The 12,754-nt window shown below is 63.4% G+C and carries 12 protein-coding genes; 9 read left to right on the forward strand and 3 right to left on the reverse strand.

The window, feature by feature from the left end; genetic code table 11:
- Positions 1-199: 199 nt before the first annotated feature.
- On the forward strand, positions 200-637 hold the full coding sequence (locus ACSQ9I_RS35735) for a universal stress protein (RefSeq protein ID WP_436316687.1): 438 nt from the start codon (positions 200-202) through the stop codon (positions 635-637).
- Positions 638-1,082: 445 nt separating this feature from the next.
- On the opposite strand, the gene acs is transcribed toward ACSQ9I_RS35735, so the two are convergent.
- Positions 1,083-3,134, reverse strand: coding sequence for an acetate--CoA ligase (gene acs, locus ACSQ9I_RS35740; RefSeq protein ID WP_436316688.1), 2,052 nt, complete (start codon positions 3,132-3,134; stop codon positions 1,083-1,085).
- A gap of 138 nt (positions 3,135-3,272) precedes the next feature.
- Between acs and ACSQ9I_RS35745 the strand changes: the two genes are divergently transcribed.
- On the forward strand, positions 3,273-3,695 hold the full coding sequence (locus ACSQ9I_RS35745; RefSeq protein WP_436316689.1) for an ACT domain-containing protein: 423 nt from the start codon (positions 3,273-3,275) through the stop codon (positions 3,693-3,695).
- 224 nt (positions 3,696-3,919) lie between these two features.
- On the opposite strand, the gene ACSQ9I_RS35750 is transcribed toward ACSQ9I_RS35745, so the two are convergent.
- Complete coding sequence (locus ACSQ9I_RS35750; RefSeq protein WP_436316690.1) at positions 3,920-4,180, reverse strand: hypothetical protein; 261 nt, start codon at positions 4,178-4,180, stop codon at positions 3,920-3,922.
- Positions 4,181-4,534: 354 nt separating this feature from the next.
- Positions 4,535-4,732 carry a ribbon-helix-helix protein, CopG family gene (locus tag ACSQ9I_RS35755; RefSeq protein WP_436316691.1) on the reverse strand — a complete coding sequence of 66 codons (198 nt, stop codon included), beginning with the start codon at positions 4,730-4,732 and terminating at the stop codon, positions 4,535-4,537.
- A 229-nt stretch (positions 4,733-4,961) separates the two neighbouring features.
- On the opposite strand from ACSQ9I_RS35755, the gene ACSQ9I_RS35760 reads away from it, so the two are divergent.
- The 7 genes from ACSQ9I_RS35760 (at position 4,962) to ACSQ9I_RS35790 (ending at position 12,641) form a co-directional block, all read left to right on the forward strand.
- On the forward strand, positions 4,962-6,968 hold the full coding sequence (locus ACSQ9I_RS35760) for a proton-conducting transporter transmembrane domain-containing protein (protein ID WP_436316692.1): 2,007 nt from the start codon (positions 4,962-4,964) through the stop codon (positions 6,966-6,968).
- Positions 6,965-7,891 (forward strand): respiratory chain complex I subunit 1 family protein, encoded by a 927-nt coding sequence (locus ACSQ9I_RS35765; RefSeq protein WP_436316693.1) that lies wholly within the window; start codon positions 6,965-6,967, stop codon positions 7,889-7,891. Before ACSQ9I_RS35760 ends, ACSQ9I_RS35765 begins: the two co-directional genes overlap by 4 nt.
- Entirely contained in the window at positions 7,888-8,502 is a 615-nt protein-coding gene (locus tag ACSQ9I_RS35770; protein ID WP_436316694.1) for a hypothetical protein, read from the forward strand. The genes ACSQ9I_RS35765 and ACSQ9I_RS35770 overlap by 4 nt, the downstream gene beginning before the upstream one ends.
- A gap of 95 nt (positions 8,503-8,597) precedes the next feature.
- A complete protein-coding gene (locus ACSQ9I_RS35775; protein WP_436316695.1) occupies positions 8,598-10,004 on the forward strand; it encodes a complex I subunit 5 family protein in 1,407 nt (468 codons plus the stop codon).
- A gap of 32 nt (positions 10,005-10,036) precedes the next feature.
- On the forward strand, positions 10,037-11,494 hold the full coding sequence (locus ACSQ9I_RS35780) for an NADH-quinone oxidoreductase subunit C (protein ID WP_436316696.1): 1,458 nt from the start codon (positions 10,037-10,039) through the stop codon (positions 11,492-11,494).
- Between the two features lie 8 nt (positions 11,495-11,502).
- Positions 11,503-12,252, forward strand: coding sequence for a 4Fe-4S binding protein (locus tag ACSQ9I_RS35785; RefSeq protein WP_436316697.1), 750 nt, complete (start codon positions 11,503-11,505; stop codon positions 12,250-12,252).
- Between the two features lie 170 nt (positions 12,253-12,422).
- A complete protein-coding gene (locus ACSQ9I_RS35790) occupies positions 12,423-12,641 on the forward strand; it encodes a hypothetical protein (RefSeq protein ID WP_436316698.1) in 219 nt (72 codons plus the stop codon).
- Positions 12,642-12,754 lie beyond the last annotated feature (113 nt).

Genomic DNA, 12,754 nt, shown 5'->3' on the forward strand with positions numbered 1-12,754 from the left:
GGCGTGGACTGGCACAAGCAATGCAGAAATGCCAACGGCCCCGCGTGGGGCCGTCGAGATGATGGGGTAGGCGCACCAACTGCTAACGCTGGAGGGCCAGGCCCCTCCACCAACACCAGCAGAAGCGGTCTGCTCCTATCGAGCAGCGTTACCCAAATGGTGGTGCGTGGAAATCCAGGCTAGCGAACAGGAGGGCAACATGTTCAAGCATCTTCTACTGCCAACGGATGGTTCTCCGTCGTCCAACGACGCGGTTATGAAAGGCATCCAGCTTGCCAAGAGCGCGCAGGCACGCGTGACAGGCATCTACGTCATGCCCGAGTTCCACGTACTGACCTATCGGACCGAGATGCTGGAAGACACGAAGCAGGAGTTTGCTGCGGACTGTCGCGTTCACGCGCGTCAATACCTCATCCTGATCCAGGAGGCGGCGAGCCAGGCGGGCGTCACCTGCGACACCGTGTCTGTCACCAGCGATCACCCCTTCGAGGCGATCATCAAGACGGCCGATGAGAAGGGTTGCGATCTCATCGTCATGGCCTCCCACGGAAGACGAGGCGTACGGGCCCTGCTGCTAGGCAGCGAAACTCACAAGGTCCTGACCCACAGCAAGATACCCGTGCTGGTGTATCACTGAGCGGAATTGCGGTGCTGCGCGATTGACGGCTGTGATCCTGATCCCCAATTGCGGTGGGCTGGATGGCCGTGCAGGCGCAAGGCGCCAGAGGCTCGGTCCAGAGGCTGGCATGTCCCCTCTTCGCCTTGTCGGGTGAGCGAAGTTGGGTCCGTGTTTGTCGTGCGATTTGCGACGGTGGCTACCCCTGACGCTTCCTGAACACGCGGGCGAAAATACGATGTCCTCGGGACCGGCGTACGTTAGACAACACTTTGCGGCGCAGCAAATCATGCATGGTGTTTCTCCTTGCTGCTCTTGCCACCATAGACACTTCAGCTCGAACCGCACGGTGCCAATGCCGATGGCCGTGATGCGCATCCGGCACATGAGCATTCATCTCGGGCCGCATGACAGACCTTCGTTCGCATTTTTCGAAGCATGCCTGGTCGCGGGCGACAGAACGGTTCTATTTGGCCAGCTCCCTGATCCGGTCGACGACCTCTGGATTGGCGAGGGTGGACACGTCGCCTGGATCCTGACGGTTCGAAATCGCTGCGAGCACGCGCCGCATGATCTTTCCCGAGCGCGTCTTGGGCATGTCGGGAACGACGATCACCCGGCGCGGACGCGCAATGGCGCCGATTTCGGACACCACCGATGCCGAGACACGGTCGGCAATCTCCGCGGAAGGTGCCAGCCCCAGCTTCAACGCGACATACAGGTCGGGCACCTTGCCCTTGACCGGGTCGGCCACCGGAACCACGGCCGCCTCGACGACCTCTGGCACGAGCAGCGCAGCCGATTCGATTTCCTTGGTGCCCAGGCGGTGGCCGGCAACGTTGATCACGTCGTCGATGCGACCGAGGATGCGGTAGTACCCGTCGGCCGCTTGCACCGCGCCGTCGCCCGCCAGGTAGGGCCAGTCGCGCCAGTCCTTGCTCTTTGGGTCCTTGCAGTAGCGCGAGTAGTACTGGCGCACATAACGCTCGGGATCCTTCCAGATCGTCTGGAAGCCGCCCGGCCAGGGATTGCGGATGCAGATGTTGCCGGCCTTGCCCGAACCGCTGGCGAGCTCCTTGCCCTGATCGTCGTAGATCACCGGATGAATGCCGGGAATCGCGGGCCCGGCGCTGCCGGGTTTCATCTGGTGGATGCCCGGCACCGTGCTGCAGAGGAAGCCGCCGGTTTCGGTCTGCCACCAGGTGTCCACGATGACGGCTTCGCCCTTGCCGACCATGCGGTGGTACCACTTCCACACCTCTGGCTCGATCGGCTCGCCAACGGTCGTCATGTGCTTGAATTGGTGGCTGTATTTCGCTGGCTCGTCGGGTCCGTCGCGCCGCAGCGCGCGGATTGCCGTGGGCGAGGTATGGAAGATATTGACATCGAGTTGTTCAGCGATGCGCCATGGCCGGCCGGCATCCGGATGGGTCGGAACGCCTTCATACACGACCGTTGAAGCAGCGAGCGCCAACGGGCCGTAGACGATGTAGGAATGGCCCGTGATCCAGCCGATGTCGGCCATGCACCAATACACGTCCTCGGGGTGGATGTCCTGGATGTATTTGGATGTCCAGGTGACGTAGGCGAGGTAGCCGCCGATCGAATGTTGGCAACCTTTCGGCCGCCCGGTGGTGCCGCTCGTGTACATCAGGAACAGCGGCGCCTCGGCCGGCATCGGCACGGGCTCGACACGATGGCCGCGGAACTTACCGAGCAGGTCGTTGACGATGACGTCGCGCCCCTCGACCAGCTGCTTGGCGCTCGAGGTTTTGCCCGGGTAGCGCTGCCAGACCAGGACCTTGTCGATCTGCTGGCCGAGGCTGGAGGCCTCTTTCACCGCGATGTCAGCCTTTTCCTTGTGATCGAGCAGATGGCCGGCACGGTAGTACGCGTCCATCGTGATCAGCACGCGGCTCTCGGAATCCCAGATGCGGTCGGCACAAGCCTTGCCGCTGAAGCCGCTGAACACCTGCGAGTGGATCACGCCGAGCCGCGCGCAGGCGAGCATGGTGATCGGTAGTTCCGCCACCATCGGCATATGCAAGGTCACGCGGTCGCCTGCCTTGAGTCCGCAGAAGTCGCGCAACAGCGCCGCGAACTCGTTGACGCGGACGAATAGCTCTTGATAGGTCAGGTGCTGTACCGGCTCGTTCTCCGGCTCGGGCACGAAATGGATCGCGGTCTTGTTCTTGTGTTTGACGAGGTGGCGATCGACGCAGTTGTGGCAGGCGTTGATCCTGCCGCCGACGAACCAACGCCAGAACGGCGGGTTGCTGGCGTCGAGCGTCGTCTGCCAGGGCTGGTACCAGTCGAGAAGGTCCGCGAATTCCTTGAAGCACTCGGGGAATTTGTCGAGGGCAAAGCGCTGGAAGATGCCGGCGTCGGTCAAATTGGCCTGTGCGATGAACCGGCTGGGCGGCGCGACATAGTCCTCTTCCGGCCAATGCACCGCGATCTGTGCCTCGGAGACATCGACGGTCTGCTGCTCCGCGGCATGGCGAGTGTGTTCAGTCATGACGATCACTCCTTTTTCGGACGGATCGAAATTCCAGAAATAAACCAGTACACCACCGCGCCAGGGCTTGTCAAGTCAGCGATTGCGGTCTAGCCTGTAGTCGGACGCGTCAGCAGCAGCAAAAGTGGAGGATCAATCATGGATCTTCTCGTGGAACGTGCGGATGTATGGGCAGCAGACATCCAGGACCGGCCCGGCGGCCTTGCCGAGGTGCTCGATACGCTGCGTGAAGCAGGGGCAGACCTGCAATTCATCATCGCGAGGCGCAGGCCGGAGAAGCCCGCGACGGGGGTCGTCTACGTCACGCCGCTGCAGAACGACCGCGAAATCCGTGCGGCGGCACAGGTGGGCTTCAACGTGACGCAAAGCCTTCACTCGGTTCGAGTCATGGGCCCGGATCGCCCGGGCATCGCTGCGGAGTTGACGCAAAAGCTTGCCGTTGGGGAAATCAATCTTCGCGGCTTCTCGGCCTCCGTGATCGGCAAACAGTTCGTGGCCTATATCGCGGTCGACTCGCTGGGCGACGCCAACAAGGCGATGGAAATCCTGTCGAAGGTCTGAGATCGCGACAACAGGTTCCGGCGCAAGAAATGCGGTGGTTGCGTGCAGGCACGACTGCACAGCTGTCGCGCGCCCGCTCCCGCCTGCTCGGCATGGAGCCGGTTGAGGCCAAGCTGTACGTCGAGCCTGCGACGCAAAACGCATGCTGGAAGAAGGCAGGCTCGGGGTGTTTTGCAGAAATGAGGCGGGACAGAGCGGGTGGATAGACGCTTCAAGCTGATGCTTCACCAGAACTTCCACCATGGCCGCGGTTTGGGGCTCATCGGTTGCTCGGACGTCGCGAGAGGCGAGATTTGGCTGTCTCGCACGCGGCGGCGAAGTTCTGCCTCGAAAGCATGCGCGAGGCCAAAGGCGAGCTCATCCCCGCGTGCGGCCCGACTGCGCCATTCCCGGGCCATCTCGGCCAATTGATCGTCGTCGAGTTCATGCGGCGGCACGCGGTCACTCACGTCCGCTCGTTTCTCTATTTCGTTGGGAGAAGACATTCATTGCCTGATGAGGCGGCTACGTAAAAATAGCCCGCGCCACGTCGACATGGCCGCCGCTGGGTTTGGCACTTTCAACCGTCGTGCGTAGAAAGCCGAGGATTGCCATGTGGCTCGGCGACTCTTGTGCTGATCGAGAGCCGCCGCGCGCGGCCCACGAAGTTTCGCAGTCCCCGTCGCCGGCAGCACGTATCGACCAGAGCCATTGGGACCAGATCGCGCTTCGCAGACCGCCCCTGAAAAAAGTGCATGCATCCAGCATCCGAACTGGGCAAAGATTTCGGGGCTGTCGACACCATCCACTGTGCGCCGTCCGACAGTTCTCTCGAATGTTCTTGCTCGCGTCAGCGTCGATCAGGGCTTTGCAGCCATTTCCTCGTCTTGCTCGATTCCGCTTGGGACGAAGGTGACGCCGTGGTGCGCCAAGTAGTCGCGAATCAGACGTCGAACGACCTGTGAAGGGGTCACATCCTGGCGGGCGCAAAGTGCCTCAAAGGCCTTTTTCTTCGAGGGATCGATCAGCACCGTCAGGCGCGCTGTCTTGAGTTCCATGAGCTATCCCTATGTTAGTTTCATGATAATAACAGTATCATCTAGTGCAATCGAATTGCAAGCTAGGCAGGGCATTTCCGATCCTGCTTGGCCGAGATGCTGGAGCCGTTCATTTGCATTGTCTCGTTGATTCCTGCGCAGCGCACGCGGCTTGGCCGCCCGGATCACTGAAGCGCGAAACCGGACGAGTTCGAGACGGCTTCACGTCGCCCAAGGCTCCGGAACACCAATGACGGCTCTCAGCGCCGCCGTATTCGTCTTGCTGCTGGGTGCCGCAGCCTGTTTGCTGCCCGCGCGCGGCGCCACGCATGCCGGCATCGGGATATTGTCGCAAGTGGTCGCTACGGCCTTGGTCTGGGCAACGGTGACACCCATTCTGGCCGGTGGAACACCCGTGGTCGGCGAACTGGCATGGGCCTATCCGGTGGGCGCGCTGCGGGTACGGTTGGACGCACTCGGCGCCTTCTTCCTGGCCTGGTCACTCCCGATGACCTTGCTGGGCAGCGTCTATGCGGTCGGCTACCTGCGGCCGCACTTCACATCGAAGCGGCATCTGGGGGTGCACTACGCGCTGCTGAACCTGACGGCCTTGTCGTTCGTGCTCGTCTACACCGCGGATCATGCACTGATCTTCCTGCTCGGCTGGGAAACCGCTGCTCTGGCCGCATGGCTTCTCGTCATCTGGGACTACACGAACCAGAAAGTCCGCTTCGCCGGCTTCAACTACCTGGTGTCCACGCACATCGGTCTGATCTTCCTGGTTGCGGCGTTCATGATCCTGTACACGCACTCGGGCTCGTGGGACCTCAGCAGCTTCGGGCGATGGCTGCGCGACAACGCGGGCTCGGAACGCAACCTCGTTTTCCTGCTGCTGGTCACGAGCTTCGGCCTTAAATCCGCGTTCTTCCCATTTCACTCCTGGCTGCCACGGGCCCACGCGGCGGCGCCGGCGCACGTGTCGGCGCTGATGTCGGGCGTCATCCACAAGGCCGGCCTCTACGCGCTGGTGCGCTTCGTTTTTCTGATCGGCAAGCCTGACGAATGGATGGGCTGGTTCCTGATCGGCTTCTCCGTCCTGTCGGCGGTGGTCGGCGCCCTGTACACGGTCGGGCAACGTGACCTGAAGCGCCTGCTGGGCTACTCGTCGACCGAAAACGTGGGCATCGCCGGCATCGGCTTCGGTGTCGGGTGCCTCGGGCTGAGCTGGGGCAACGCCTCGCTGGTAGCGATCGGGTTCGCGGGTGGGTTGCTGCACGTGCTGAACCATGCGTTTTTCAAGTGCCAACTGTTCTACGCTGCCGGCGCGGTCTACCAGGCGACGCATACCGTCGATATGGAAAGGCTGGGCGGGCTGTCAGGCCTGATGCCCTGGACGGCGCTGAGCTTCATTCTCGGCGGCGTCGCGATCGCCGCGCTGCCGCCGCTCAACGGCTTCACCAGCGAGTTCGTCATCTACTCGGGTCTGTTCACCGATGCCCCCGTGGGCGTCTGGGCCAAGGTAGCGCTGGGCGCTGCCGGCGCGCTGCTGGCCTTTGTGGGTGCCGTTTCCGCGCTGAGCATCACGCGCGCCTTCGGTGTGGTCTTTCTTGGCGTGCCGCGAGATCGCAGCGTGACACCACCCGCCGAGGTGAGCCGCTGGATGCTGGTGCCCATGGGCGTGCATGCGGTAGGCGTCATTGTGCTCGGCGTCATACCGTTGCTGGGCTTCAAGTTGGTGCAAGGTTCAACTGTCATCGCGCTGGAGTCTCTGTCCAAGCCGACCTTCAGTGCCCTAAAGCAAATCGCCGACACGTTGATGTGGATTGGCGCGATCTCCGGCGCGCTGGTCCTGTCGATCGAGCTGCTGCTCTGGGTGCGGTCGAGGGCTGTGTCGTCCAAATTGGCCGCCAGCCATCTGACTTGGGGTTGTGGCTATGGTGCGCCGACCCCGCGCATGCAGTACACCGGCTCCAGCTTCTCTTCAGACTTCAGCGCCCGCTTTCGCGCTGTGGTGCTGACGCTGCGGCGGCGGAAGGCGCCAGCGGGTTACTTTCCGACCGAAAGCTACCTGATCACCGACTGTGTGGACGCGGTCGAGCGAAGGCTGTTCTCCGTCATCGGCCACGGAGATGCGTCGGCTGCCGACCTGTCAAAGAGGTTGCGCGAAGACGATCCGCGCGTCGCCTTCGCGGCCGCCCTGATCGGCATCGTCGTGATCGCCGGAGTACTGGTGCTGATGAGCGGGCCGCTGCGATGAAGCTGTTGATCGGAGTCGTCCATGTGCTCATCGCGCTCGGGATGCCAATACTGATGGTCGGCCTCGTGAATCGAACCAAAGCGCTGTGGGCCGGGCGCAAGGGCCCGCGTCTGATGCAGTTGGGCTGGGACCTGCTGCGCCTGCTGCGCAAGCAGCCGGTATTCAGCGTCGTCGCCACGCCCTTGTTCCGGACTGGTGCCTGGGTGGTCCTGGCGGCGTCCATGCTCGCCGCGATGATTGCGCCGATTCTCGGCAGCATCGCGCCGCTCGAGTTCAGGCATGACTTCATCTTCTTTACCTACACGCTCGCGCTGGCCCGCATCTTTCTCATGTTGTCGGCCATGGACGTCGGCAGCTCGTTCGAGGGCATGGGCGCTGCCCGCGAGGCATCGTTCACCGCCTTTGTCGAACCGGCGCTGTTCCTGCTCGTCGGGGCCGCCAGCGTGGCGACCGGCCAGAGCAGCTTCGCCGGCCTGATCGGCCATCTGCACCAAGCCGAGTCGTTCCGCTGGCTTGCGGCGCCCGCTGTCGCAGTTCTTTTCGTCCTGCTGCAGGCCGAAGCCTCGCGAGTGCCCGTGGACGACCCGCTGACTCACCTCGAGCTGACGATGGTCCACGAGGTGATGGTCCTCGACCACAGCGGCCCGGAACTGGCTGCGATGCAATACGCGGCGGCGCTGAAAATGACCATCTATGCGGGTTTGATCGCGGCACTGCTCAATCCCTTTGACCCCCTGAGCGCGCCGCTGGCCTGTGTACTTGCTTCGCTGTTCACCATGGCCGGCGTCGCCGTGGCGGTGGGATGCGTCGAGTCGCTGGTCGCGCGGCTGCGCATGAGCCTGGTGCCGCGGTATCTGATGCTGGCGTCGGCCGTGGCGGCCCTGTGCCTGGGCGGCGCCGGCTGGTTGGAAGGATCTCGATGACGCTAGCGCTGGTCGTTTTCCTGGTCGCCGCGGTCATCCCGGTCTTCTTCGGCAAGATCCGCTCCGCGCCGGTCTGGCTCGCGGTGCAGGCCCTGGCGTTGGGCTGGAACGGCATCGCGCATCACGCGGAGGTATCGGTCCACGCTCTCGTGGCACTGCTTGAGGTCATCCTCGTGCGAGGTGCCATTGCCCCGCGACTGTTGCGCCGGGCCATCCGCCTGCGCGCAGAGCCGAACCTCGACCTGATGCCTTCGAACCTCTTTACCTGGGCGATCGCCATCGCGCTCATCGTGCTGGCGTTCGAATTCGGCGCTCCCGCCATGTCCGATCGGCAGGCCCTCGCGCTCGGCGTCGTCGGTGCGACAGTGGCCGTGGCCTTGTTGGTGCTGTCGACCAACAATTCGCCTCCGGCCCAGTTGGTTGCCGTGCTCTTCATGGAAAACGCGCTGGCGTTGTTCGAGTCGCTGCTTCCCGAGCCGTGGCCGCTGCCGGTCCACGCTGCCCTGAGTGCCATCTACCTGCTCACGGTGGGGGTGGGCGGTTGGCTGGTCGGGGCGCGCGAGTCGAGCGAAGCGGGCGGCGAGCCACACGTGGCGAAGGAAAGCGCCTGAGTCCGCCACCCGTCAGTCACCAGGCAGACGCGCTCACGCTTGGCGAGGCCGCGCGCGACGCTCAGCGCCCATCAATGATCCAAGCGCATTCCATTTTGGCACGCTCACACTCGGGGGCGCGCCACCGGTGGGTCGGCCCGGCGCTGGTCGCGGTGGCGCTGGCGAGCCTGTTGCTGTCGGCCACTGTCTTCGTGCTCGCGCCGCTTACCAGCTTGCCGCTCTATTTTGCACAGCGCTATTTCGTGCTCGACGCGACCTCGCTGCTGTTTCTGCTGGTGATCAACGGCGTCTTCCTGGGCATCAGCGTCTACATGGCCTCGCGCGTGGGAACGTCGACTTCGCTGGCCAAGAACATACTGTCCAGGGCTTCACTCACGCTCGCGTTCATGGTGGCTATGAACCTGGGAGTGATGGCCAACAACCTACTGCTGTTGTGGGCGTTCATCGAGCTGACCACCTTGTGCGCAGCGCCTCTGGTCGCCCAGGGCAGTGCGCCGGCGCCGCATCGCGTCGCTTGGCGCTATCTGCTGTATTCCAGCATGTCTCTGGCGCTGACTTTCCTGGGCATCATGTGCCTCACCCGCTCGGCGTACCTGCAGGGCGTGGAGATCAATTTCGCCCTCGGCGAAATGGCGGCGGCCGCACCGACCGTCGGTGACACCTGGCAGCACCTCGGGCTGGGGTTGATGCTGTTCGGCCTGGGCAGCAAGCTCGGCCTCGCGCCACTCTACAGCTGGATGCCGGAGACCTACGAAGCAGCGCCGACCAGCGCGAGCGCGCTGCTGGCGGCCGTACAGTTCAACATCAGCGTGGTGGCAGTCTTCCGCATCCTGCAGGTGTTTCGTGCCCAGGACACCGGCTTCGTGGCATATCAGCTGTTGATCATGGGCTGCCTGTCGCTGGTGGTGGCAGCGATTCAGGTGATGGCCGCGCGCAGCTACAAGCGGCTGATCGCCTATGCGTGCGTCAGCTCGTCCGGTGTGATCGCGATCGGGTTGTCGGTGGGCAAGGCGGCGGCGTACGGGGTGCTGCTCTATGTCGTCAGCAACGCCTTCGTCAAGGCGCTGCTGTTCCTCACCGCGGGCCGGCTGCGGGCCGTCTACGGCACCAACGAAGTCAAGGCACTGAGCGGTGTGATCCGGGTGCTGCCGTTCTCAGGGCTGCTGTTCGCCGTGGGCACCTTCGCCCTGCTGGGCTTTCCACCCTTCGGCAGCTTCATGGCAGAGATGCTGATCCTGTCGGGCATCGTGCAGTCGGGCAACCTGATCGCGTTCACGATGATGTGCACGATGCTGACGATCATCTTCGTCGCGACCGGCCGATCCATTTTTCCGATGCTGTGGGGACCGTCGGACCGGCAAGGTCCGCCGATCACCGAAAGCTGGGTGACTGCGGTGCCCAAGCTCGGATTCGTTGTTGTCCTGGTCCTGCTCGGCGTCTACACACCGGCCCCGATCAGCCAACTGCTGCTGCAAGTGGCGCAATCGATTGGCGGGCAATGATGGCAATGAGGGGACTCGCCAAGCCGACTGCCATGGTGCCGACCCGCGAGATCGCACCCTTCGGCTTGGCCGAGTGGGCGGGCTGTTGCGCGCAGGCCCTCGGCGCCGGCGATCGCATGATCACGCTCTTCGGGCGCCCCGATGCGAACGACGAAGTGGTGGTCACGGCGGTTCTGCAGGGCAATGAAGGGCAGCTCAGCGTCCTGCGCGGCCGCGGGAAGTGCCATGCATCGTTCCCCTCACTCACACCACGGCATCCGGCCGTACAGATGTTCGAACGGGAGTTGTGGGAGCAAACGGGACTTACCCCTGTTGGGCATCCCTGGCTCAAGCCAGTGCGCTACGAAGGGCCTCGCCAGCAGCGCATGGCTGAACATCCTTTTTTCAAGGTGCGCGGGCAGGAGATCCACGAGGTAGGGGTCGGTCCGATCCACGCCAGCGTGATCGAGCCGGGACATTTCCGCTTTATGTGCCACGGCGAGCAAGTGCATCACCTGGAAATTCAGCTCGGCTACCAGCATCGCGGCGTCGAAGCACTCCTGTTGCGCCGCCCGCCGCTCGCGCTCACGTCGTTGGTCGAGTCCATCGTTGGCGACAGCAGCATCGCCTATGCGTGGGGCTACTGCGCCGCGGTGGAAGCGCTGTCCGGTGCTCAGGTGAGCACCGAGTCCGATCTTGTGCGCGGCGTCGCGTTGGAACTCGAGCGCGTCGCCATGCATCTGGCAGGCCTCACCGGGCTCGCCACCGATATCGCTTTCCTGCAGGGGGGCGCCACCTATGGGCGTTTGCGCACGGCGGTCATCAACGCATCGATGCGCGCCTGCGGAAGCCGCTTCGGCCGGGGTTGGTTGCGACCGGGCGGCGTGCGGTTCGGGATCACCGATGAGCTGCGACGGGACCTGCTCGCGACCATCGCAGCCTTCGCGAAGGACATTGCCGAAGTCAACGACCTGATGCTCAACGCGCGCAGCGTTCAGTCCCGTTTTCAGGGAGTGGGCGTCGTCAGCAACGGGGCGGCGCAGGACATCGGGCTCGTGGGCTTGGTGGGTCGCGCCAGCGGCGTTGCCGTTGACATGCGCATCAGCCTGCCCGGGCAGCTGTACACCAGCCATCCGGTCAGGTTTCTGACCGAGGAGACCGGCGACTGCTGGGCGCGGCTGAAGCTTCGCATGCGCGAGATCGACGAATCCGTCCGCTGGTTGACGCAGGTGCTCGAAACACCGGGGCTCGACCTGGCGGCCACGACGCCCGTTCCGATAGGGCCGCTCTGCCCCGACACGCTTTGCGTCTCGGTGCGCGAAGGCTTCCGCGGACCCGTGGTCCAAGCGTTCGAAACTGGCGTCGACGGGCGCCTCGTTCACTACAAGGTCCAGGATCCGTCGCTGCTGAACTGGTTCGGCCTCGCGCTCGCGCTTCGCGACAACGAGATCTCGGACTTTCCCATCTGCAACAAGAGCTTTGATCTTTCCTATTGTGGGAACGATCTTTAGGAACATCGGTGCTCCAGTCGATCAAGGTCAGGGTCTCGCAGGGGACTCAATACATCAAGGATCCTCGCCAGGCGAATCCTGTCGGCTTCCGCGGCAAGCCCGTCATCGGTGCTGCTCCCTGCGAAACGGGTTGCAATGCCTGCGTTACCGCCTGTCCAGTTGAGGCAATCACGCCGGACCCGGTGCAGATCGATCTGGGCCGCTGCGTGATGTGCGGGGATTGTGCCTCCGCATGTCCAAGCGGGAAGCTTTCTTTCACGAACGACTTTCAGCTGGCCTCTACAAACCGCTCTGGATTGGTGATCAGCGCCGCGCGGCCGGCACCTGATCCCGTCAAGGTGTCCGAAGGGCTACGCAAGCGCTTTGGTCGCTCGCTCAAACTGAGATCGGTCTCGGCAGGCGGCTGCAACGGCTGCGAACTCGAGGTCAATGCGCTCACCAATGTCAACTTCGACATCGGGCGCTATGGCATCGACATCGTGGCATCCCCGCGGCATGCGGACGGCCTGGTGTTGACGGGGCCGATCACGCGCAACATGGCCGCGGCGCTGCAGCTGTGCTGGGACGGTATGCCCGATCCCAAGCTGGTGATCGCAGTCGGGGCCTGCGCGATATCGGGCAGCCCCTTCGAGGAATCGTCAGCCTTGGAGCGAAGCTTCCTCGACCGCTTCAAGCCGACGCTCTACGTGCCTGGGTGTCCGCCCCATCCGCTCACTTTCGTATGCGGGGTGCTCGACCTGCTCGGCATCAAGAGCTGAGATATTTCACTGACTCGCGGCTTCGAGAATACGTGGCCCCACAACCAGAGCCACAGTATTAAGGGCAATGGTCTTTGTTCTGGATGAGGAGTATGCTTTTTGCCCCGTTTACAGTTCTCGCCTCTCGTACTGAGGCGGCAGTTTGAGCGTCGTTCACCGGAATCTTCGCCATGTCTTCCCCCAACACCCATGCCCATTCCCAGATCGACTTCGTATCTGGCGACGTCGATGCGCTCGCATCTCACATGCGGCAGTGCGCGCTTTCGCAGGAGCGGTTGTTTGCGTTTAGGAGCAGCCTTCAGCGGGTGCGCTCGGTCGCTGCCGGTCACATCGTGACGATAGTTTGCGTGGCCGTCGTGCTCGGCTTCGGGATGTTCGCGGTCGCTTGACCGTCGCAGCAGTCGTCCGGCGCGACCTGCTCACAATGGTTGGCGTGGAGACGATTCGGCGCGGAGGAATCTTCCGAAGCACATCGTGCGCTCTAACCGGCGTTCAGGGGTAC

Source organism: Variovorax sp. LjRoot84 (genome assembly GCF_964254305.1).
Taxonomy (GTDB): Bacteria; Pseudomonadota; Gammaproteobacteria; order Burkholderiales; family Burkholderiaceae_C; genus Variovorax.